This window comes from Streptomyces humicola, assembly GCF_024436035.1.
Classification (GTDB): Bacteria; Actinomycetota; Actinomycetes; order Streptomycetales; family Streptomycetaceae; genus Streptantibioticus_B; species Streptantibioticus_B humicola.
In genome coordinates this window covers 1-21,120 of the sequence record NZ_JANFNG010000019.1, presented here as the reverse complement: position 1 = coordinate 21,120, position 21,120 = coordinate 1, and the positions used below count along the sequence as shown (strand labels likewise).

Here is a 21,120-nt window from a genome sequence, read left to right as displayed (position 1 = left end):
AGATGTCGGTGATAAGGAAACGTGCGCACCGGCACAGGGACTGCTTACGGTGGTCCGACGGACGATGGTAAAAGCTTGACTCGACACGCCTGACCACATCGTCGACCGCATCTTCGAGGAGACAAAGCTGTGAGCACCGAGAACGAGGGCGGCCTCCCCGCCTCCGGGCAGGACGGCGGCGGCCGCCCTGCGGAGGGCGAGCCGGGCGTCTCGGAGCAGTCTGGCGACACCGGCGCCGACACCACCGCTCGGATGCCCTCCGTACCGCCGGCGCCCCCCACGCCGCCGGCACCGCCGACGCCTCCCGTTCAGCCGTCGGCCTTCTCGTCCCCGCCGCCGCCCGGTGCGGGCCCCGCCGCGGGCGGCCCGCAGAGCCCGTACGGCCCGTACACCACCGGCCCGGCCCCCTATCCGGAGCACCCGCAGCAGAGCGGCCCCAGGCGCGGCGGCGGGCTCGTCGCGGCCGTGATCGCGGCCGCGCTGGTCGCGGGAGGGATCGGCGGCGGCATCGGCTATTGGGCGGCCGACGGCTCCAACAGCGGCTCGACGACCGTGTCGGCCGCCGTGAACCCCAAGGACCTCGACCGGTCACCCACATCCGTCGCCGGAATAGCGAAGAAGGCGCTGCCGAGCGTGGTGACGATCCAGTCGACCGGCTGCCAGAACGGCGGGACGGGCAGTGGCTTCGTCTTCGACACGCAGGGTCACATCATCACCAACAACCACGTGATCGCCTCGGCCGCCGATGGCTGCAAGCTGACGGCCACCTTCTACGACGGCAAGCAGTTCAACGCCCAGGTCGTCGGCCACGCCCAGGGCTACGACGTCGCCGTGATCAAGCTGCAGAACGCGGGCGGCGAAAAGCTCACCCCGCTTCCCCTCGGCAACTCCGACGCCGTCGCGGTCGGCGACCCGACCGTCGCGATCGGCGCGCCGTTCGGCCTCTCCGGCACGGTCACCAGCGGCATCATCAGCGCGAAGAACCGGCCGGTCGCCTCCAGCGACGGCCAGGGCACGTCCGCGTCGTACTTGAGCGCCCTGCAGACCGATGCGTCGATCAACCCCGGCAACTCCGGCGGCCCGCTGCTCGACGGCAGCGGCAACGTGATCGGCATCAACTCCGCGATCCAGTCGTCCAACGGCGGCAGCATCGACCCCTTCGGCGGCTCCTCCCAGGGCGGCAGCGTCGGCCTCGGCTTCGCCATCCCGATCAACGAGGCCAAGTGGGTCGCCGACACCTTGATCCAGACCGGCCAGCCCGTTTACGCGATCATGGGCATGTCCGTGAACATGAACTACCAGGGCCAGGGCGCCCAGATAGCGCCCAGCGGAGCCAACGGCGGCTCGTCGGTGGTCTCGGGCGGCCCGGCCGAGAAGGCCGGCCTCAAGCCGGGAGACGTGATCACCAAGCTGGACGGCACGATCATCGACAGCGGCCCGACCCTGATCGGCACAATCTGGCAGCACCGCCCCGGCGACCAGGTCCAGGTCACCTACCAGCGCAACGGCCAGACGCAGACGACCACGGTCACCCTGGGCGAACGCAAGGGCGACGGCAGCTGATCACCCCCGATCTTGAGCACCTCGCCCCCGGACCCGTTAGGCTGTCCCCCGCGTCGCCGCTGGCCGGCGCCGCGGGGAGGGTTGCCCGAGCGGCCTAAGGGAACAGTCTTGAAAACTGTCGTGGCGGCAACGTCACCGTGGGTTCAAATCCCACACCCTCCGCAGGTGGAGCGGTGAAAACGGCCCCTGACCAGCTACTTTGGTCAGGGGTCGTTGCCGTTCCCGGTGCCCGTGTTCGACCGTGAGTCCCCGTGATTCCCCGGTGGATCGGGCACGGATGGGGCACGGCGCTGCGGACCATCCGTGCGTGAGGGTGTCAGACGCTGATGTCAGTCGGGCCCGTCATCGCTATGACGAGCGCGCCGACGACACGAACGATGATCAGCACCGTCACGGCGACAATGAGCCCGGTCGCCTTTCCGAAGATGCTGGAGAGCGACTCGCCGTTGATGACGCACCCCAGCAAGACGAACAAGATCAACACGGTATTGCGGGTGTCAGAGCGCTGTGCGAGAGTCGGAAGCGTGCAGCCGCCAGCCTTGGCAACTGTGCCGCGAGCTACGTAGGACGCCATCGGCGTTCTCCTTCGGTTCGTGAGTAGGGCGCCCGATCTTCTTGGCCAGAGGCGGGCGCCCTCCGCATGTCTAGGGCGACGCTAACGCGCTCCACCGACACCGACTGTTGGCGAGCGCGTGTGAGAGAAGCATGACGCCGTCTCAGTCGGAATGCACAATGGTCATCCACAGCAGACAAGATGATCTGTGGATAAGTGTGGACTCTCTGTGCATGGAGCCACCAAAGGCTGTGTGGACTTTGCCAAAGACTGCCCCTGACCTGCGAACCTAAAATTTTCGATCCGTCGCGACAAGGCAGATGTCGGTTGGCTTCGGGCGCTATGGCCGCCTCACGTTTTGTAATAGACCGTTCGGCAACCTGCCTATTACTGGCGCGGTTGAGCCAGCTTCCCTGCGCGGACTGGTTTCACGTGCAACGCGCCCGCACAGTCCGACGCGAGGTCGGCGTAGCGGCTTTGGGCGGGAGCTGCCATGGGGCGAGAGATCGGGGCCCGTAAGCTGTTGGCGACTCGGGCGGTCTGTGGACCTGCCCGTTAAGGCCCGATGTGGGCCCCGATCTTCGAGGCTCGCCCCATGGTGGCTGCCTAAAGCCGTGGAGCCGGCCGCCCCAGCCACCGCTGGGCCTCACCCTCATGGCGTGATCGCTCTAGCCGCGCGCCCGGCGGAGCCGGGGCCGGAGCGGGGCGGAGACAGGAGCGTCGGGCCCGGCGGTGAGCCGGGGCGCGCGCGGCGAGTGGAGCGAGCCGCCTTGAACCCGTGGAGAAGGTTGTTACTCAGTGAGGCACGGGGGCGGCAGTGAGCGGGGTGAACTTCCCTGCGCATGCCGGGAGGTTGTCCGCCTGACGGTGGGCCAGGCCGAGAAAGAGCACCGGGCGGGCGGTCCATTGGACGTGGGTGTCCTTGTGGCGGATGGAGATGGTGCACGGCTCGGTTCCGGCGAGTGCTTCGATGTCGGCTACGTAGCCGCCGGTGAGCCATCCCCATGCTCCGGCGAACGCGTCCGGGTCGACCGAGGCGAGCGTGCGGAGCGCTACGCGGATCCAGCGGACGGCGTGGGCGGCGCTGGTGGTGTCGAAGGATGCGAGCAAGACCGCGGCATCGCCGGTTGTCGGGCTCTGGGTCCAGCACTCGCACCAGTAGCCGTGGTGGATGAGAGGCGTCAGGTGGTTCATCGCGCGTTCCCTGTGGGGTGGGCCGACAGCGCGTAGCGCGTGGCGTCGTCGAAGATCGTGAATGTGTAGGTCTCGCCTCGTGCGAGTAGCGCCAGGGCGCGCTCGTGCTCGGCGTGGTCGCTGATCCAGTGCCGGACCGGTCGTGCGGTCGGCGGATCGAGCTGATCAGCGATGTCCCGGGCTCGGCGCCGCATCCAACGCAGTGCCAGGCGTGGAGAGGCGGCTCGGTGTGAGCTGAGCGGGAAGGATCGGCCGTCCTGCGGTGTGTAGGCGACTGCCTCACAGTGAAGGCTGCGCGTCGGCGTTGTCCTGCGGTGTCGGCCTTGCCCGGCGGGTTCCACCGTGTGATCAGCGAGCGGCCAGGTATGTGGTGTCGGTGGTGGATCGCTCCTGGTAGGGACAAGGGCTCTCGGGGAGCTGGGCATGGCTGCCTCCATGGCGGTGACCTGCGGTTTGCCGGGTCAGCTGTTGCGTTTTGCTGACGCGGACAGTGGCGAGCCGTACAATTAGTACTAGCACCGTATCTCGCGTACGGGTACTCCGAGTGTGGGATCGTACTTTTCGTGCGGGGTGGTCGACCGCATACCGTTCACGCCGTGATGTGGTGCTGAGCCGAGATACCGACAGAGAGGGAAACCGCATGTTCGGGCTGATGGTGCGCTTCACGTGCAAGGACGAGTCCGCAGCCGCCGCGTTCGACGCCCTGGTCGCGCGTACTGGGGAGCTGATCCGGGCGAATGAGCCGTGCACGCTGATCTACGCCGTGCACCGGGTTGACGGCCGCCCCCTGGAGCGGATCTTCTACGAGCTGTACCGGGACAAGGACGCCTTCGAGGCTCACGAGTCCCAGAACCACGTCCGCGCCTTCCTCTCCGAGCGGGAGCAATACCTGTCCGGCGTCGAGGTCGATCGCCTGGACTTCCTGTCCGGCAAGGGTGTGGACGTTGAGTACTGAGTATGAAAAGGCGCTCGGTCGCAAGATCGCCTTCAACCGCAAGCGCCGCGGGCTCTCACAGAAGGAGTTCGCTCGGCTGCTGGACCGCTCGGAAGCCTGGGTGTCCCAGGTGGAACGGGGCGTGCGCCGCATCGACCGGATGACGGTGCTGGAGAAGGTTGCCGATGTCCTTGACATCCCGGTCGCGGAGCTGGCGGCCGAGGCACCCATCGTCGCGTCGGTGGTGGAGGGTGAGCCGCCCGGGGCCAGTCGGCTCCGCCTGGTGCTGAGCGCCGCCCACTCCCTCAAGGCCATCCTCGGCCAGCACGAGCCGCCGGACGTGCCGGCGCTTCGGGCTCAGGTCGATCGCGCGTGGTCACTGACGCATGAGGGCAACTATGCGGACCTCGCCGAGATCCTGGAACAGCTCGTTCCCGGTCTGGAGGCGGCGGCACGCTCGGCGCCGGAGGAGGAACGTTCCGAGCTGTTCCGGCTGCTGGCGATCATGTATCACACGTGTAGCGCTGGGCTGGCGAACATGGGCGAACCGGAGGCGGCCTGGATCGCCGTTGACCGCGCGGTGGTTGCTGCCGAGCGGGCCAACGACCCGTTGCTGATGGCGGCCGGTGAGTTCCGGCTGTCGATCGTCTTCCTCGGCGCGCGCCACTTCGACCAGGCCGCGCAGGCATCGGGTAGCGCGGCTGATGCGCTCGCCCCCATGGCGGAGTCCGGTGAGATTGAGGCTGTTGCCTTGCGCGGAGCGCTGACCCTCCAACGAGCGGTCGCAGCGGCCCGGATGAACAAGGCGGACGCCGCGTATGCGTACCTGCGCCAGGCGCGCGAGATGGGCGAACAGGTCGGCGACGGACGCAACGACTACAACACCGAGTTCGGACCGACGAACGTCGGCCTGCATGAGGTCGCCGTTGCCGTCGATCTCGGTGACGCGGGCGTCGCCCTGCGGGTGGCGGATGCTGTCGACGCTTCCGGGCTCTCTTCCGAGCGGCAGACGCGGTTTCAGATCGACATCGCGAGAGCGCACGCACAGCGCCGCCAGGTCGGCGCCGCTGTCTCCGCTCTACTCAAGGCGCGCGGCCTGTCGCCCGAGATGGTGCGGGCCATGCCGCTGGTCAAGCAGCTCGTGACCGATCTGCTGACGATGAGCCAGCCGCCGTCTGACCAGCTCAGGGCGCTGGCGAACGAGCTGGGCGTACAAGAAGTGCGGACTAGTACCTGAAGTACTAGACAATACTTTGAGTACGGGTTACTGTGGTGGTGTCAGCAACGCTCCTTCGCATCCGGCGGAGTTGGTGAAGCAGGCATGCGAAAGCGCACCGATACGGGAAGGCAGACCCGGCCCGGTGCGCGTGTGAGAAGGCCACAGAAATGGATGTGGCCTGAGCGGGAGGCAGCCCACTCAGGCCGGGTGCGTCGTTGGCATCAACGCTCCTAGAGCGTATCGCGCCCAGCCCGTATGCGGTCAACCTCCCATTGTGTAGCTGTTTGTCGGCAATTGAGTCCCTTCGTGAAGAAGGGCCAGCACAAAGGGAGTTGTGCATTGCGTTCCATCCGTGTGGAGACCTCGGCGGCGACGATCCTGCTGACCGAGGCTCCGGAGAAGAAGGTCAAGGACCGTCGGTCTGGCGAGGTGGCCACCGATGCCGTCAGCGGCGAGACGCTGTGGACGCTCGGCGTGGTCTACATCGAGGACGGGGAGTCCTCGCTGATCAAGGTCACTGTGCCGGAGCGCGGCATCAGTGAGGGCCTGGCAGTCGGCGCCCCGGTCTCGCTGCCGGGTCTGGTGGCCCGGCCGTGGGAGAGCACCTTCAACGGTCAGCAACGGCACGGCATCGCCTTCCGCGCTGAGGCGGTAGTGCCCGGCATGATGCCGACCGCGGCGGCGGGCGAGGTGGCCTGAACACCATGTCCGAGCTGTTGAACCTGATGGAGGTGGGTGGCCCGGTCGCCGTGGCCGGTGGCGGGGCTGCTTACCTCCGGGCGAAGCATCCGGCGGCGTTCTGGTGCTCGGTCGGCCTGCCCGTCTCGACTGCCAAGCTGCTGGTCTCGTACGGGTCGGTGATGGACTCGTGCGGGCTGACGGTGCAGCCGTCCAGGCTGCGGGCGTTTGCGGTTCGTGCCACAACTCGGCGGGAAGTGCGGCCGGTTCCGCCTCGGCGCGGAATCATCCGTCCGACCTCGACCGGGATGCGGCTACGGTTACGACTCACCCCCGGCCAGGAACCGCAGGATGTCGCCGCGTCGGCGGAACGACTCCGGCACGCCTGGGGAGTTCACGCCGTGTATGTCTCGGAGGTGAAGCCGGGTGTGGTGGAGCTGCGCTTGGTCGGCTTCGATGTGTTCCGCGCCGTGCGCATGCCGCGCAAGACGGCTGGTGGGTTCCTTCGGGTGCCGGTGGCATTGCGGGAGGATGCAACGGCATTCATTCGCGACTACCGGGCGATACCTCACCAACTCACCCTCGGCGCAACCCTGTCGGGCAAGTCGATGTTCCTGCGCCACCTGGTCGCGGGGCTGGCTCCTCAGCCGGTCGCGCTGGCCGGGATCGACTGCAAGCGCGGAGTGGAGCTGGCACCGTTCGCTCCTCGTCTCTCCGCGCTGGCGACCGATCCGGAAGAGGCAGCCGAGCTGCTGCCGATGCTGGTGCGGCTGATGGAGGACCGGTACGACCTGATCAAGGCCCGGCAGGGCATCGCACCGGGCAGGCCGGACGAGGAGATCACCTCCGACATCTGGGGCCTGCCAGAGGCGGAGAGGCCGGTGCCGGTGGTGCTGTTCGTCGACGAGGTGGCAGAGCTCTTCCTGGTCGCCACGAAGAAAGACGAACAACGGCGGGACGAGATGGTCACGCAGCTCATCCGCCTTGCCCAACTCGGCCGTGCGGCAGGCATCTACCTGGAGGTGTGCGGGCAGCGGTTCGGCGCCGAGCTAGGCAAGGGAGCAACGATGCTCCGGGCTCAGCTCACCGGGCGGGTCTGCCACCGCGTCAACGACGAACCCTCGGCGACCATGGCGCTGGGCGACATCGCCCCCGAGGCCGTCTCGGCGGCCTGCGCCATTGCGCCGGAGCGGCCCGGTATGGCCGTCGTCGGCGACACCTCCGGCGGCTGGTCCCGCATCCGCACCCCGTACCTGTCGATGGCCGACGCTGCCGCCGTCTGCGCTGAGTTGGCCCACCTGGTTCCGGAGCTGCCCTCGCTGGACCGGTTCCGGCCTGCCGTCCCGGCTCAGCCGGTGGACCGCCCCGCCGGACTGGTCAAGCCCCGGCCCGTGACCGAGTAGCCCAACCCCTTCATCGGTCGGCGTGACCGTCTTCGCGCCAAGTCCCTACCCCCGCCATGCCCGAACCAGGAAAGGAGGTGACACCGTTGCGCGCTTATCTGGCTCGCGTCGATGCGGTGCTGATCCAAGCGGCCATCGCCGCCGCGTTGTCCTTTGCCCATCTGCATGACATCGCGGCGACGGCCGGACAGACCGGCTGGAAGGCATGGGCCTATCCGATCTCGGTGGATCTGCTGCTCGTCGCCGCCTGGCGTCGGCTGCGCTCCGGCTCGTCCCGGCCGGCCGGATGGTGCTGGTTCCTGATCGCTCTCGCTGCCTCGCTCGGGGCGAATGTGGCCAGTGCCGGACTCCTCGACGTTCACGCCGTGCCCGCCTGGCTGCGCATCCTCGTCGCCGGATGGCCTGCCATCGCGTTCCTCGGCGGAACCCTCCTCGCACATTCGACGCCAACGGCTGTCGACGTCGAGACGGAACCGGAGCCGAAGCCCTTGCCCGGCCCGGAACCCGTCGAGCAGGACGCGCCTGCCGTGTCCGTCCCGGCCGCGCTCGTCGAGCACGCCCGGAAGGTCGCCGCCGACCACCACGCCCGAACCGGCTCGCCCATCGACACACCCACCCTGCGCGCCCGGCTCGGCGTGCCTGCCCCGCTTGCCGACGCCATCGCCGCCCAACTCTGAGAGGAGATCACCAATGCGTCCGTCCACCCTGCGCGCTCTGCGGCGCGCGGCCGAACTGACTCGCCGCAACCGCTTCGTTGAAGGCGTCCGGGTCGCCGAGCTGGCCATCAACACGTCCGACGCAGACGAAAGCGCCGAGATCCGCCGTTGGCTGACCGACCACGCCGACGACTTCGTCCGCGCCCCGGAGGACGCCTGATGCCCGCCAACCGCCGCTTCCGCCGCGTGATCCGGATAGGCCCCGTCCAGGTCGGCACCGCCTACGACGAGCGAGGCCGGGAGAAGCACACCGCCGCCTGCACCGCCCTGCGCTGCGGCTTCTCCGCCGACTACGACTCCCGCGCCGCCGCCGAGTTGGCCGCCCGTACCCACCGCTGCCCCGTCCGCTGAAAGGACACCTTCCGCCGTGACCGTCAGCCTGCCCCTGGTCTTCGTCCTCGGTGTCGTCGCCTGGGCCGCGATCAAGTTCCTCGGCATTCGCCTGTGGGTCGCCGCCGTCATCGCCCTGTTCGGGTTCTACCTCGCCCACACCTTCCTTGCCCCTGCCATCGACTCCGGCACCCGCACCGGGGTCGGCGTCGTCAACGGCATCCATCGCTGAAGGGACCCGCCACCATGCTGCTCCGTCCCGTCTACCCGCAGGCTCCGGAACTTCCGGCTGTCCGGCCTTCGACCGTGGTTCTGGGCTCTGAAGCCCATGCGCCTGCCTGCTCTTGTCAGCACTCCCCCGCCCCGGCCCCGGCTCCTCGCCGTCCGGTCGCGCCGCTTGTCGCCGCTGGCGCCGGGGGAGTGGCCGCCGTCATCGCGGTCGGCGTCGTCCTGACCGCGCTGCTGACCGCCGTCGCCGTGGGCGCCGTCTCCGTCGCGGTCTGCGCCGTCGTCCTGCGCTCCCTGCTCGCCAACCACAACCGCCGCCGCTGAAAGGAGGAGTTCGCCCGATGCCCGTCCGCACACCGCCGCCGGTCAAGGAATTGGCCGACCTGGCCTCGCTGGGCACCGTGCCCGCCCTGCTCCGGCAACTGAGGGGCCTGGGCGGGTGTGCCCGGCCCATCCGCCTCGACGGCCACCGCACCGAGATCGACACCGCCACCGGGCAGATCCTGTCCGAGCTGCACGCCGCAGACCTGCCCGCCGGTCACCTCCTGGTCCGCTGCAACAACCGCCGCACTACCCGGTGCCCGGCCTGCGCCGAGACCTACCGCCGTGACACCTACCACCTGATCACCGCCGGACTGCGCGGCGGCAAGGGCACCAGTGACCAGGTCGCGACGCATCCGCGTGTGTTCGCCACGTTCACCGCTCCGTCGTTCGGGCCGGTCCACAACCGGCCCGACTCCGGCCGTTGCCGCTGCGGCACCCAGCACCCAGAGGACGCGGGTGAGTTGGGCACGCCGCTCGACCCGGAGACGTACGACTACGAAGCGGCCGTGCTGTGGAACGCTCACGCGGGCGCCTTGTGGCGGCGCTTCTCGATCTACCTGCGTCGGGAGATCGCCAAGCGCGCCGGGCTCACGCAGCGGGACTTCCGGCATCACGCCCGCGTCTCCTTCGCCAAGGTCGCCGAGTACCAAAAGCGCGGCGCGGTCCACTTCCATGCTGTGATCCGCCTCGACGGACCCGATGGCGGTGACACCCCGCCCCCGGCCTGGGCAACGGTCGAACTGCTCGCCGACGCCATCCAGACCGCCACGGCGAAAGCGGATATCACTGGCCCGATCGTCGACGGCCGAGCGCACGCATTCGCCTTCGGCACCCAACTCGACATCCGTCCCATCCGCAGCGCCGACCTAGACGGAGGCACCGAACTGACCGATCGCGCCGTCGCCGCGTACATCGCCAAATACGCCACCAAGGGCGCCGAAACGGCGACGGGCACGCTGGATCGTCCGATCAAGTTCCTCGCAGAGCTGGCCCGTGCGCGTCTCAGCGAGCATGCCCGGCGGATGATCCGTACCGCCTGGGCACTCGGGGCACAGCCCGAACTGGAAGACCTCCGCCTCCGTGCCTGGGCTCACATGCTCGGCTTCCGCGGCCACTTCTCCACCAAGACCCGCCGCTACTCGACCACCCTCGGCGCGCTGCGCACTGCCCGCGCCGAATGGCGCCGACTCCAGGCCGCCATCGCACGCGGTGAGGAAGCACCCCAGCCGGCCACCGCGGACAGTGACGAAACCACGCTCGTCCTCGCTCACTGGTCCTTCGCCGGAACCGGCCTCACCCCCGGCGAGGAATTCCTCGCTGCGACAGTCCAGCCCGCACCGGGCACGGAGGGAGAAGCTACCCATGCCTGACCGACTGCTGACCGTGGCACAGGTTGCGGAGCGGCTCGGGACGTTTGAAACGTCCGGGGAGCGTTTCCCTCGCCGCTTGATCGAGGAACGACGGATTGCGTTCGTGAAAATCGGCCGCCATGTGCGCGTCCCCGAAAGTGCGGTTGAGGAATTCATCTGCGCCAACACAGTGCAACCCGTGTCCATGCATCGGCTAAAGGCGGTGGCGTGATGGCGGGAAAGCGCAAGAGCCGCCGCCAGTTCGGCCGTGTCCGTAAGCTGCCGTCTGGCCGGTACCAGGTCCGTTACCCCGGGCCGGATGGTGTTCTCAGACCGGCCGATCGGACGTTCGCCACGACGACCGACGCTGACCTGTGGCTTGCCAAGAAGCGGATCGAGATCGAGGAAGGTCGGTGGCTCGACCCGGCGGACGCCAAGACGACCGTTGAGGACTGGGCCGCTCGCTGGCTGGCATCGGTTGGACCCCAGCTGAAGCACAAAACTCGGGCTACCTACCGGTCGATCATCGCCTCACGGATCAATCCAGTGCTCGGCGGCCGTGAGCTGTCCAGCGTGCGGCCGATCACCGTTGCGGAGTGGGTGGCCAAGATGAAGACGGATGGTGCCGGTGCCTCTTGGATCCGCCAGTGCTATCGCGTGTTCGCTCAGATCATGGCCTCTGCTGTGGACAACGGTTTGATCGCGGTGACGCCATGCCGTGGGGTGCGGCTGCCGAGGATGCCGCAGACCGAACCGCACATCCTGACCCCACAGGAAGCCTCCCGCATCGTGCGGGCTGCCGACGCACCGCATGACCTGTTGATCGCGCTGCTTGCCTTCGGCGGCCTGCGGATCGGTGAGGCGTTCGCAATGCGGCGTGGAGACATCGACGTGCCCCGACGCCTGGTGCACGTGGACGAGAACCTCGCCGAGGCGAACGGGGCCTTGGTCTTCGATACGCCGAAATCACACCAGAAGCGCACCCTGACGCTGGCGCGCTCGCTGGTACAGCGGCTGTCGGCCTACCTGAGCCAGTTGCCTGGCGGCAATGATGCGTTGCTGTTCACCAACCGGGCTGGCCGTCCGCTTCGCTACAACCAATGGCGCAAGGCGCACTTCGACCCCGCCGTGACGGCGGCCGGACTGACGGATGTGACACCGCACGACCTGCGGGCCTCTCACGCCACCTGGGTCGCCGACCAGTATGGCGTCATGACCGCCGCTCATCGGCTCGGCCACTCCAACGCGAGTGTGACGACTCGGCACTACGCTCGACCTGCGGTCGGCCGTGACGCTCAGGTCGCCGAGGCGTCCGAGTCCTGGATGGAGGGGCACGACAACCCCCGAGGGGCACGTAAAGGGCACGATGACGACGATGACGGCTCGGCGGGGGCGCTGGTACCCGTCTGACCAGCGGCGGAGCCGTCCGCGCCAAGATCCGGAAAGACATCTTGAAAACTGTCGTGGCGGCAACGTCACCGTGGGTTCAAATCCCACACCCTCCGCACAGGTAGGAAACACGCAGGTGGGCGGGCGTCCCGGGTCATTCCGGGACCCCCGCCCACCTGTATCTTGTCTCACCCTGACCGCGTGAATCCCTCCGTTGACCTGCCTGTGCGGCCAACCTGCGGCCAAGCTCCGGCCGACCGATGGCCTACTCGGACGGGTCCAGAGCTGCGTCGATGAGCTGGTTCGCGCGGTGCTGCTGACCTCGCAGGATCTTCGCGTAGAACTTCCACAACACCGCGATGCTGTGCCCCGCCCGGCGGGCGACTTCCACCGGATCCACGCCAGCCTTGATCCACAGGGATACCCCGGCATGCCGGAGCGAGTAAGGCACGTCCGCCAGAGGAGACGCCGCGTCTTCCTCCGACAGAGCCTTGTCACGTGCGGCCTGCCACACCTCCGTGTATTCGGTTGACCTGACCCGTCCGCCCCGCACAGCGGTGAACAGGCGTCCATCGGAGGCCAGCACACCTCCTGCAGGTGGGGGGTGAGGATGTCCCAGCCGGTGGGGTGGATGCGGATGGACTGTCCGTCGTTGCGGCCCAGGTCACAGAGGCAGCAGCCTAGGTCCGGAAGCCAGGCCACCGATTTGGGTAATTTTATCGCCGTTTGCCCGTAGCCTACGAACAGCCCGGTGGGCGGTGGTGACGCGCAGGAGTCCCCAGGTCACCGTGCCGCTTGGGGGACAAGATCTATGGAGAAGGTACGGGATGACGCCGGCCCGCATGTGCATCTTGCAGTGTCCGTAGGATGGAGCCGCCCCTGCATGGAGAGATTGACCGAAATGCGCCCTGTCGTCGGGCCGCTGAGAGCACGTCTCCAACCCGCGGATCTCCGTCCGCGCACGGCTTTCGAGTGACTCGATTCCCCCGTGTGTCCCCCGAGTCGTCGCCTGCTAGAAAAGTGCCAAGTCAGAGGGTGCGCAGACGGCCCGCTGTAAATCTGTCGGCTTGCTCTTACGCAGGTTCGAACTCTGCCGCTGCCACGCGGTGGCGAGCGATCCCGAGCGCTCTGAAGCTCTCTATCGAGCTCTTTAGAGGCTGTTCCCCGGGTAGACTCCCGGGGGGAAATCTCGGCCGGCGTCCGCCGACGCGTCCGCGGTCGCGGGCGGCGGCCAGGCCGTCGTTGGTATTTGCGACAATCAGCCCGAATGCACCGGCTGATGTTCTGGGAGCTCAGCTCCTCTCCGAGGTCTGTTGGCCGTGTGGGGCAGGGGTTTGAGGGCGTGTGGGGTCCGCCGCGCTCCCGGGTCGCGGCCTGTCCGAGGGGTTCTCCGTGGTCGGGGCTGAGGGTGGTGGCGGTGTCGCCGGTGGTCGTGCGGCCGTCAGGTGCGCAGTCACATGGGGCGTTCAGGCTGTTGATGGTGGGCAGTGGACGGCGTCGAACAGGCTGAGGAAGGCGTCGCGCCAGGGCCACTGCTCGGGCAGGTGGACCGTCAGCTTGACGCGGGCGGTGCGGGCCAGCCGGGCGGGGACGTGGACGAGGTGGGCGCGCAGGGTGGCGGTGGTGGCCTTGGCGTGGAAGATCGAGGCGAGGGCTCCGGCGGCTCGCAGGAGGTTGTGGGACATCGCCCACAAGGTCAGCCATGCGGCGTTGGCCTGGAAGTTCCCGGACGGCAGGTGGGCCAGCGGGCCGGCTTTTCCATCAGCGATGGCCTGCTCCACGACTGCGTGTCGACGGTGATCAAGCTCAGCGGCCAGCATCTCAAACGGGCTGTCGGTGAAGATCGGGTGGTAGCGCCAAGCGGTGAACAACTCACCCTGACCCTGGGCCACTTCGGCGTTCAGCCTGCGGACCCGGCGCACGACGAGCCGGGCGGTGACCTGCTCGGCCTTCTTCCTGCCGGTGAACGCGGTGTACTCGATCTCGGCGACTTCGGCGTCGGAGACCATCTCGCCGGTGTCGGGATCGACGAAGGCGTCCGGGTAGCGGATCGGAACCCACGTGGTCTCATCGATGCGCGCTATCGCGGCGGCGATGGAGGGGTTCATGCCCGTGGTCAGGGAGAAGTGGGCGCCGGCGCGGCGGCAGGCGGCGACCACGTCGGCGGTGTAGAACTTGCTGTCCGCCCGGACCAGCCGGATCCCCGTGCCGCCGGCATCCTTGGCGATCGCCAGGGCTTCGGCGACGAAGCGCCCGGCGCCGCGCACGTCGGCGGCCTTGCCCCGGCGCAGCCGGACCGCGCCGATCACCGGCCGGGCGATCGGAGTGGAGAAGGTGGCCAGGATCGGGTGCAGCGTGCGCTGCCCCTTGAGCCGTCCGACCTCGGCGCCCTGCTTGGCGTGGCCGTACACGCGGCGGTGGGTGGGGTCGATGTCGATGAACATCACCTGATCGGCGCCGGGCAGCAGCGGCGTATACGACGCCAGATTGGTCAGGAACTGGCGGTGCACACGGTGCAGTTGCAGGTTATGGCCGTGAGTGAACGAGCGCAGGAAGGTACCCAGGGTGGACGGGGCTCGCACCCCGGCGAAGGCCCGGTCCATCGCGCCGTGCCGCAGCCGGTCGGCATCCTCGATGCTGTCCGCACCAGCGCACATCGCCGCCAGCAACGAGGTCACCTTCGCCGCCGGGTGGGCGCCACCGCTATTGTCCGCGCCCTCGATCCGTACCGATGAGGCAGCCAGCTCCCGCAGCCCGACCCGCTCGGCCAGCCGAACCAGCGGCAACAGCCCAGCATCGGCGATCAGATTCGGCTCGTCGAAGACAGCGGAGACATGTTCGGCGGCATGACAGACTTGCATCTGGCGGATGTTCTCCCGATCTGGCGACCTGGTCCTGTAGCAAGTCCCATCGTCGCAGGTCGGAGGGCATCCGCTCCCTCATGCCCAGGTCCCGACCACATAACTCATCGGTGCATCCGGGATCAGTTTTCGCTGCAGCTCGGCGAGAACGGACAGCGTTCCGAAGTCACATCTGGTGTAGACCTTTACGTCGCGGCCGTACCCTGTGTATGTGCAGCTCGTGGCTTCTGATGACGTACGCGTGGGTGCCGTGTGTGACGTGCTCGGCCCGTACGCGTGGCGGTCGCTCACGCCCGTGAAGGTCAGCCGCCTGGCGCTCGCCGCGCTGGACGGGCAGCCGGTGGCCCGCCAGGATGAGCGGATCGGGGTGCTCGTGGGCTTCCTGGACGGCTGCCGATGGCGGTCGCTGACGGTCGGGGCCTTGAGCCGTCGGCTGGTGTCCGCCCTGGACGCGTGGCGTCGCGAGAGCCAGTGGCTGGAGATCGAGCTGCGTTTGCTGCTCGACGCCGAACGCTACTGACGTGCCATGTGCATGCGGATCTCTGTCTGGACGTCGGTGATCAGCTCTCCCGACAGGTCCACGGTCACGGTGTGCAGCGTGCCGGTGAACCTGAACGGCGACTGGTAAGCGGGCGTCACCGCGGAGCCGGGGTTGGCGCCGCAGGTCATGCCGCCCGGGTTGAAGGCCACGGGTGTCGTGACCGGGATGTCGGCCTCGCCGACCGGGCGGCGGTCGATGTAGAGCCGGGCGCGACCCGGTGTGCCCTTGCCGTGGGCGATGTCCGGCTCGCCGGTGGGTTCGAACTCGAAGCGCAGCTCGCACCGGCCCTCGGGCACCGTTTCCGTCGAGGAGACCTGGTGCAGGGCACGCCGGACGTAGTTGTGGGCGTAGTGGAGCTTGCTGTCCTTCACATAGAGGGTCCAGCCGCCGACGTTGGCACCCTGGCAGAGCAGGACCCCTTCGGCACCGCCGGACGGGATCTCTACATCCGCAGTGATGCTGAACGGGCGGTTGATCACCCGGGGTGCCACGGCCGCGGGAAGCGTCTCGGTACCGGGACGGAAGGTGTAGCTGGTGCGGGCCGCGGTGATCTGCGGGCGCTCGATCATCATCCGCTGCACGCCGCTGCTGTCGATCGGCAGGACGCCGTATTTGCCGGCCTCCACGTACCACAGGGCGATCATCTCGATGAGCTTGTCGCGGTTCTCGGTGGCGAGGTCGCTGGTCTCGGCGAAGTCCTCGTCGATGTGGTACAGCTCCCAGTGGTGGGCGTCCAGCTCGGTGAGGTCCTGGGCGGTAATGGGGGTGCCGAAGGGCTTGCCGCCTTCCGTGAACGACGGGCCGGGCCAGGGGCAGATCGCACGCCAGCCGTCATGGTCGATGGCGCGGTGGCCGAGCATTTCGTAGTACTGGGAGTGGTGCAGGGTCTGCGCGGTCGGGTTGTCGAAGGTGTGGGCGAAACTGACACCGTGCAGCGGGGACTGCGATACGCCCTTGACGGTGGCCGGGGGCTCGATGCCGAGGACATCGAGCACGGTGGGGACCATGTCGATGATGTGCGCGAACTGGGTGCGCACCTCGCCTCGCGCCTTGAAGCCCTTGGGCCAGTGAACGAGGAACGGGTCGCTGACGCCGCCCCGGTAGGTCTCGCGCTTCCAGCGCCGGAACGGTGTGTTGCCCGCCCAGGTCCAGCCCCACGGGTAGTGGTTGAACGTCGTCGGACCGCCGAGCTCGTCGATCGACCGCACACTCTCTTCGAGCGGTTCGGGGGCATTGTTGAAGAACTGCAGCTCATTGGTGGTCCCGGTGGGGCCGCCCTCGGCGCTGGCGCCGTTGTCGGAGACGACCATGATCAGCGTGTTGTCGAACTCGCCAGTCTCCCTCAGGAAGTCCAGCAGCCGCCCGATGTGGTGGTCGGTGTGGGAGAGGAACCCGGCGTAGACCTCCATCATCCTGGCCGCGAGTCTGCGCGCATCTGGCGGGAGGGAGTCCCATTCGGGCACATCGGGGTCGTGGCGGGACAGCCGCGCATCCGGCGGGGCAACGCCCAACTGCTTCTGCCGGTCGAGCGTGGACTCGCGGTAGGCGTCCCAGCCGTCGTCGAACTGCCCCTCGTAGGCGTCCGCCCACTCCTTCGGCACGTGGTGCGGCGCATGTGTCGCCCCGGTACAGAAGTCCAGGAAGAACGGCTTGTCCGGAGCCACCTGCTTGGCGTCCGCGATGAACGAGATCGCCTTGTCCACCAAATCCGTGGTCAGGTGGTAACCCTCCTTTGGCGAAGCAGGGGGCTCGATTTGGTGGTTGTCGTAGACCAGGTCCGGATACCACTGGCTGGTATCGCCACCGAGGAAGCCGTAGAACCGCTCGAAGCCCCGGCCGAGCGGCCAGCGGTCGTACGGGCCGGCCGCCGATTCCTGCTCCGAGGGGACCAGGTGCCACTTGCCGACCATGTAGGTGTTGTACCCGTGCTGCAGCAGCATTTCCGAGAGAAACCCGTTCTCGAACGGGATCTGGCCGTTGTATCCCGGGTAGCCGGTGGACAGTTCGGTGATCGCCGCCATTCCGTTGGCGTGGTGGTTGCGACCGGTGATGATGCACGAACGCGACGGCGAACACAGCGCCGTCGTATGCATGTTGTTGTACAGCAGCCCATCAGCGGCCAGCGCATCCATGTTCGGCGTGGCCATCGGGCTGCCGTAGCAACCGAACTGACCGTACCCGGTGTCATCGAGCACGATGAACAACACATTCGGAGCTCCCGGCATGGCCCGCATCGGCTGCGGCCACCCAGGACTCGATTCCTCGGCCGTACGGCCGATCACACCCGGAAACGCCGTCCCCGGCCTGTACTCCTTGAACTCCTTCGGCGACATCTGCCCGTCCTCCACCCATGCCTCCCGCACGGCGATGCCGACCGGCACATCGACCCTTTGGGACTTAAGGAAGGGAAGTCGCCCGCGGCGCTGCGCAACGCCCCGATCATCCGGTCCGTCGCGGGCGGGCCCCGCTCGAATGCAGCTGTGTGAACTCCCTTCGATGCTAGGCCGCCGTCGGCGTGTCTGCCATTTGAGTGGAAAGCGTCTCGCCTACACCAGCACTGCCTCACCCCGTCACCAGCACCGCTGCGCCGACAAGGATGAAAACAACCGACGACAGCCGCTGCTGGTGCACCCGTACCAGCCGACTCCTGCACCACCCTTCACAGGCCACGTCGGCTGCCCAGACCAGCGAGGGAGCCAACGCGATTTGCACGCACCCGAACAGCACACCCGCACCGACGGTCACTCGCGAGAACACCACAGTGAACACGCTGACGTTGTCCAGACCAGTCGCCAGGACCAGTGCCACGTACTGCCCCAGGCGTCGGTACTCCGCCGCCCGACGCAGCGGTGCCACCACATCACCGCCTCGTACCAGGCCGCGCACTCCCAGGGCAGCCGGGATGATTCCGAGCAGCCGGACATATGAAGGCACGAGCAACCGGGCGACTGCACCGCCCAGGGCCCCGAGCCCCAAGAGCGTCAGGAGGCCGAGGAGGAGTGCTGACACCAAGAGCCGCTTGCGAGGCCGTCTTTCGGGCAGGAACAACGCCACGAACAGTGCCCAGGCGTCGATGTTCGTGGCACAGAAGACGGTGACTCCCAGCACCACCGCGTACAGCACTTCGTGCATCATTCGGGCATCGCGCGGTTACGCGCCTGCGGCAGAGTGGCTGGTCGTCAGCATATAGCCGCTGACGACCAGCGCCCACAGCGGAAAGGCCAGCTGGAACCAGGCGATGCTGGTGACGACGAAGAGCAGAATGATCGCGACGAGGTAGCCAAGCCAGGTGAGCCAGCAGGGGAAGACGCCGAGCCGCCGCCCGATCGTCGAGGTGGCGATGGTGAAGACGGCGGCCATGCGCATGCAGTAGCTGGACAGCAGGGTGAAGGCGGCATTGCGCCCGTACTGCCACAGGTGCAGTTGCGCAGTCCCGCGGGGAACGGCCGCCGTGGCGAGCATGCTGCCCGTTTCGGCGGCAAGCGTGAAGAGCGCCGCCACGAACAGCAGGCCGCTGCCGAGGAAGATCGTGGCGAAGAACTTGTCCTCGCCCTCGCCGACGTAGCTGCGCACCGCGCCCATGAACCACAAGAAGATGATTCCGGCGAACGGCAAAAGGGCCAGCGTCGCGCGTGCCGCGTCGCGGCTGGAGGAGCTTGCCAGCCAGGTGGCAGCATTCACCGGCCGGATCGGGATCGCGCTGTGCACCAGGATGATCGTGGCCGCCAGCAGGACGGCGAAAACGATCCCGGCCGCTCCCGCCGCGCGAGGTGTCTGCAGCGTCTTTTCCATGGCTCCGGCCGCTTCGGGAGTCAGAGCGCCCATCCGTGTCTCCTCCCCGTGCCTGCCGTCGACACCCGTACGATATGCCCTAAAAGTAACGATCAGTCGGAGGGACACGTGAGCCCGGAGATTCCCAAGCGCGCTACGCCGAACACTGGCAGCCGCGCCCGGGATCACCTGGCCAATGAACGCACCTACCTCGCCTGGCTCCGCACCGGCATCAGCATGGCGGCACTCGGCGTGGCCGCGGCCAAATTCGCCCCGCACCGGGGAATCCACGCCGTGATCTCCGGGGGCATCCTGATCTTCGCCGGACTGCTCGTCGGCGCCTACGGCACGGTCAGATACCGGTCCGTCGGCCAGCAACTGGACGCCGGCCTCTACGCCCCGGCGCGGTTCGGCCTGATCACGGCCGCCACCCTGATCACGCTTCTCGCGCTGATCGCCGTCGTGGTCCTCCTGTGATCAACGGCGAGAGGCGACGGACCCTCCCGAAGTGACTCACGAACCCGTACACACTCCACTTGTCCGCGACGTGCCGCTGGAGCGGCGAGTAGAGGGCCCCGTTGGGACCTGGGTGGCCGGGGCAACGGCATGACGCTCACGCCGTTGGGTATGGACCGGATCCACGGGCGCTCGCTTCTCACTGACAGGTCGCAGACGACAAGTTGACCATCGACTGCTGAGCCATCGAAGCCCAGGCCAAGTCACTCTCAGTGCGGCAGAGATGAAAAGAGGCGAGGCCGTACAACACGATGAAAACATCGGACCCAACCAGTAGGCGACAAACACGCCCCACAGCAGGAGGAAGCTGCACCCGAAAGCCCCTGCCCAGGTCGTCAGGCCAGGCCGGGGGCACGGCGTGGCAGGGCAGCCAGGCGTGGGCCGGAAGGCTGCCGCCGGGCCGGAGCGCTTGGTGCGGCGGCCGCGACCCTCGCGGCCTATCGCGGGGCCCAGGTCATCGGTGTCGACCGGCTCGCCCTCAAACCAGGCTGTCTGGACGGTCTGCCGCTCGCCGCAGCGGTCGACGGTGACGCCGATGGCGATCTGGCCCGTGCGGTGCGTGAGGTGACGGGCGAGTGGGGTGTCGACTGCGTCATCGACAACCTGGGCATCCCCGCCATTTGGCAGCAGTACCGCGACACGCTCGCCGACATGGGCCGCGTCGTGGACTCCGGTGTAATCGCCCGCGATCCGCTGCCGGTCCGGCTGCTGCCGTTCTACCTGCGCAGCCAGTCGCTGATCGGCGTCCGCACCGGCAACCGCGCCCACATCGCCCGTTTGTGGCGGGACGTCGCGGCGGGTTTCCGCGTTCCGGAGGCATTCGTGGACACCAGGCCGTGGGAGGCGGTCGGCGACGCTCATTGGACCATCGAGATGGGCATCTCCAGAGGCCAGGCCGTGCTCGAAGTCCCAGCCGCCTGACACCCCTGGAGCCTTCGGCCAGCGCGTCGGCGAACAGCCTCTCAACCTCAGCAAGTACCAGCGCAGCCCGTGACGTCGCGCGAGCAGCCTGGCGACCGTCGTCTTCCCGACCGCGGGCGGGTCCTCAATGATGAGGTCGGTGAGGTTGAACGACAACGAGGTTGTGGTCGCCGCCCGCGGCGATCGCGCGTACATGGTGGAGGAAGCGGGTGCAAGGGTGCGTCTGGCCGGGGGCGCAGACTCGCACCGGCGTGGTCCGGGGAGTAGTGGTAGTGCCGTCCCCGACCTCGCCTTGGCCGTTGGCCCCCCAGGCGAGAACTGTTCCGGCCTTGCGCAACACGAGGCTGTGGAATGCGCCCGCGGCGATGGCGCTTCCGTCGTGGAGGAAGTGGCTGCATGGAGCCGCCTGGCCGGGGGCGCAGACTCGCACCGGCGTGGTCCGGGGGGTAGTGGTGGTGCCGTCCCCGACCTCGCCGACGGAGTTGTCGCCCCAGGCCAGGACTGTGCTGTTCCTGCGCAATGCCAGGCTGTGGGCGCCGGAGAGGCCGTTCGCAGCAATGGCCTTCACGCCGTGGAGGAAGCGGGTGCACGGTGCTGTCTGGCCGGGGGCGCAGACTCGCACCGGCGCGG

23 protein-coding genes, 1 tRNA gene and 2 pseudogenes are annotated in these 21,120 nt (G+C 68.0%); 17 read left to right on the top strand and 9 right to left on the bottom strand.

Annotated elements, in window-relative coordinates; all coding sequences use genetic code 11:
• Positions 1-129: 129 nt before the first annotated feature.
• Entirely contained in the window at positions 130-1,563 is a 1,434-nt protein-coding gene (locus NGB36_RS21900) for a S1C family serine protease (protein ID WP_255922092.1), read from the top strand.
• A gap of 75 nt (positions 1,564-1,638) precedes the next feature.
• A tRNA-Ser gene (locus NGB36_RS21895) sits at positions 1,639-1,725 on the top strand.
• A gap of 154 nt (positions 1,726-1,879) precedes the next feature.
• On the opposite strand, the gene NGB36_RS21890 is transcribed toward NGB36_RS21895, so the two are convergent.
• The 3 genes from NGB36_RS21890 to NGB36_RS21880 all read right to left on the bottom strand — a co-directional run bounded on the left by NGB36_RS21890 (position 1,880) and on the right by NGB36_RS21880 (position 3,504).
• The gene (locus tag NGB36_RS21890) at positions 1,880-2,137 is read right to left on the bottom strand and encodes a hypothetical protein (protein WP_255922091.1); all 258 of its coding nucleotides are present in this window, start codon (positions 2,135-2,137) and stop codon (positions 1,880-1,882) included.
• Between the two features lie 774 nt (positions 2,138-2,911).
• On the bottom strand, positions 2,912-3,310 hold the full coding sequence (locus NGB36_RS21885; RefSeq protein WP_255922090.1) for a hypothetical protein: 399 nt from the start codon (positions 3,308-3,310) through the stop codon (positions 2,912-2,914).
• Positions 3,307-3,504 (bottom strand): hypothetical protein, encoded by a 198-nt coding sequence (locus NGB36_RS21880; protein WP_255922088.1) that lies wholly within the window; start codon positions 3,502-3,504, stop codon positions 3,307-3,309. The genes NGB36_RS21885 and NGB36_RS21880 overlap by 4 nt, the downstream gene beginning before the upstream one ends.
• A 446-nt stretch (positions 3,505-3,950) precedes the next feature.
• Between NGB36_RS21880 and NGB36_RS21875 the strand changes: the two genes are divergently transcribed.
• From NGB36_RS21875 to NGB36_RS21820, 12 genes are all read left to right on the top strand, one after another.
• A complete protein-coding gene (locus NGB36_RS21875; RefSeq protein WP_255922087.1) occupies positions 3,951-4,265 on the top strand; it encodes a putative quinol monooxygenase in 315 nt (104 codons plus the stop codon).
• On the top strand, positions 4,246-5,481 hold the full coding sequence (locus NGB36_RS21870) for a helix-turn-helix domain-containing protein (RefSeq protein WP_255922086.1): 1,236 nt from the start codon (positions 4,246-4,248) through the stop codon (positions 5,479-5,481). The genes NGB36_RS21875 and NGB36_RS21870 overlap by 20 nt, the downstream gene beginning before the upstream one ends.
• Before the next feature lie 321 nt (positions 5,482-5,802).
• Complete coding sequence (locus NGB36_RS21865) at positions 5,803-6,162, top strand: SCO3933 family regulatory protein (RefSeq protein ID WP_255922085.1); 360 nt, start codon at positions 5,803-5,805, stop codon at positions 6,160-6,162.
• A gap of 5 nt (positions 6,163-6,167) precedes the next feature.
• Positions 6,168-7,544: an FtsK/SpoIIIE domain-containing protein gene (locus NGB36_RS21860; RefSeq protein ID WP_255922084.1), complete on the top strand. Its 1,377-nt coding sequence runs from the start codon at positions 6,168-6,170 to the stop codon at positions 7,542-7,544.
• 86 nt (positions 7,545-7,630) lie between these two features.
• A complete protein-coding gene (locus NGB36_RS21855) occupies positions 7,631-8,221 on the top strand; it encodes a DUF2637 domain-containing protein (protein ID WP_255922083.1) in 591 nt (196 codons plus the stop codon).
• Positions 8,222-8,234: 13 nt separating this feature from the next.
• Complete coding sequence (locus NGB36_RS21850) at positions 8,235-8,420, top strand: hypothetical protein (protein ID WP_255922082.1); 186 nt, start codon at positions 8,235-8,237, stop codon at positions 8,418-8,420.
• A complete protein-coding gene (locus tag NGB36_RS21845) occupies positions 8,420-8,611 on the top strand; it encodes a mobile element transfer protein (protein WP_255922081.1) in 192 nt (63 codons plus the stop codon). Before NGB36_RS21850 ends, NGB36_RS21845 begins: the two co-directional genes overlap by 1 nt.
• Before the next feature lie 16 nt (positions 8,612-8,627).
• Positions 8,628-8,822 carry a hypothetical protein gene (locus NGB36_RS21840; protein WP_255922080.1) on the top strand — a complete coding sequence of 65 codons (195 nt, stop codon included), beginning with the start codon at positions 8,628-8,630 and terminating at the stop codon, positions 8,820-8,822.
• Positions 8,823-9,010: 188 nt separating this feature from the next.
• Complete coding sequence (locus NGB36_RS33855; protein WP_372509496.1) at positions 9,011-9,142, top strand: hypothetical protein; 132 nt, start codon at positions 9,011-9,013, stop codon at positions 9,140-9,142.
• A 17-nt stretch (positions 9,143-9,159) separates the two neighbouring features.
• Entirely contained in the window at positions 9,160-10,512 is a 1,353-nt protein-coding gene (locus NGB36_RS21830; RefSeq protein WP_255922078.1) for a replication initiator, read from the top strand.
• On the top strand, positions 10,505-10,723 hold the full coding sequence (locus NGB36_RS21825; protein WP_255922077.1) for an excisionase family DNA-binding protein: 219 nt from the start codon (positions 10,505-10,507) through the stop codon (positions 10,721-10,723). The genes NGB36_RS21830 and NGB36_RS21825 overlap by 8 nt, the downstream gene beginning before the upstream one ends.
• A complete protein-coding gene (locus tag NGB36_RS21820; protein ID WP_255922076.1) occupies positions 10,723-11,901 on the top strand; it encodes a tyrosine-type recombinase/integrase in 1,179 nt (392 codons plus the stop codon). Before NGB36_RS21825 ends, NGB36_RS21820 begins: the two co-directional genes overlap by 1 nt.
• A gap of 244 nt (positions 11,902-12,145) precedes the next feature.
• Here the strand turns inward: NGB36_RS21820 and NGB36_RS21815 are convergent, their stop codons facing one another.
• Both NGB36_RS21815 and NGB36_RS21810 read right to left on the bottom strand, forming a co-directional pair.
• Complete coding sequence (locus NGB36_RS21815; protein WP_372509495.1) at positions 12,146-12,466, bottom strand: site-specific integrase; 321 nt, start codon at positions 12,464-12,466, stop codon at positions 12,146-12,148.
• An 880-nt stretch (positions 12,467-13,346) separates the two neighbouring features.
• Positions 13,347-14,741: an IS1380 family transposase gene (locus NGB36_RS21810; RefSeq protein ID WP_255922075.1), complete on the bottom strand. Its 1,395-nt coding sequence runs from the start codon at positions 14,739-14,741 to the stop codon at positions 13,347-13,349.
• A gap of 241 nt (positions 14,742-14,982) precedes the next feature.
• On the opposite strand from NGB36_RS21810, the gene NGB36_RS21805 reads away from it, so the two are divergent.
• Positions 14,983-15,261: a hypothetical protein gene (locus tag NGB36_RS21805; RefSeq protein ID WP_255922074.1), complete on the top strand. Its 279-nt coding sequence runs from the start codon at positions 14,983-14,985 to the stop codon at positions 15,259-15,261.
• On the opposite strand, the gene NGB36_RS21800 is transcribed toward NGB36_RS21805, so the two are convergent.
• The 3 genes from NGB36_RS21800 to NGB36_RS21790 all read right to left on the bottom strand — a co-directional run bounded on the left by NGB36_RS21800 (position 15,255) and on the right by NGB36_RS21790 (position 19,107).
• The gene (locus NGB36_RS21800; RefSeq protein WP_255922073.1) at positions 15,255-17,663 is read right to left on the bottom strand and encodes an arylsulfatase; all 2,409 of its coding nucleotides are present in this window, start codon (positions 17,661-17,663) and stop codon (positions 15,255-15,257) included. The genes NGB36_RS21805 and NGB36_RS21800 overlap by 7 nt on opposite strands.
• Positions 17,664-17,844: 181 nt before the next feature.
• The gene (locus NGB36_RS21795; protein ID WP_255922072.1) at positions 17,845-18,417 is read right to left on the bottom strand and encodes a hypothetical protein; all 573 of its coding nucleotides are present in this window, start codon (positions 18,415-18,417) and stop codon (positions 17,845-17,847) included.
• A 15-nt stretch (positions 18,418-18,432) separates the two neighbouring features.
• Entirely contained in the window at positions 18,433-19,107 is a 675-nt protein-coding gene (locus tag NGB36_RS21790) for a hypothetical protein (protein WP_255922071.1), read from the bottom strand.
• Positions 19,108-19,182: 75 nt separating this feature from the next.
• Here NGB36_RS21790 and NGB36_RS21785 point away from each other — a divergent pair, with 75 nt between their 5' ends.
• Together NGB36_RS21785 and NGB36_RS21780 are read left to right on the top strand one after the other, a co-directional pair.
• Positions 19,183-19,530: a YidH family protein gene (locus NGB36_RS21785; RefSeq protein WP_255922070.1), complete on the top strand. Its 348-nt coding sequence runs from the start codon at positions 19,183-19,185 to the stop codon at positions 19,528-19,530.
• Between the two features lie 456 nt (positions 19,531-19,986).
• Positions 19,987-20,490, top strand: a pseudogene (locus NGB36_RS21780) (zinc-binding dehydrogenase); the annotation flags it as partial.
• A gap of 124 nt (positions 20,491-20,614) precedes the next feature.
• On the opposite strand, the pseudogene NGB36_RS21775 reads toward NGB36_RS21780, so the two are convergent.
• Positions 20,615-21,120, bottom strand: a pseudogene (locus NGB36_RS21775) (hypothetical protein); the annotation flags it as partial.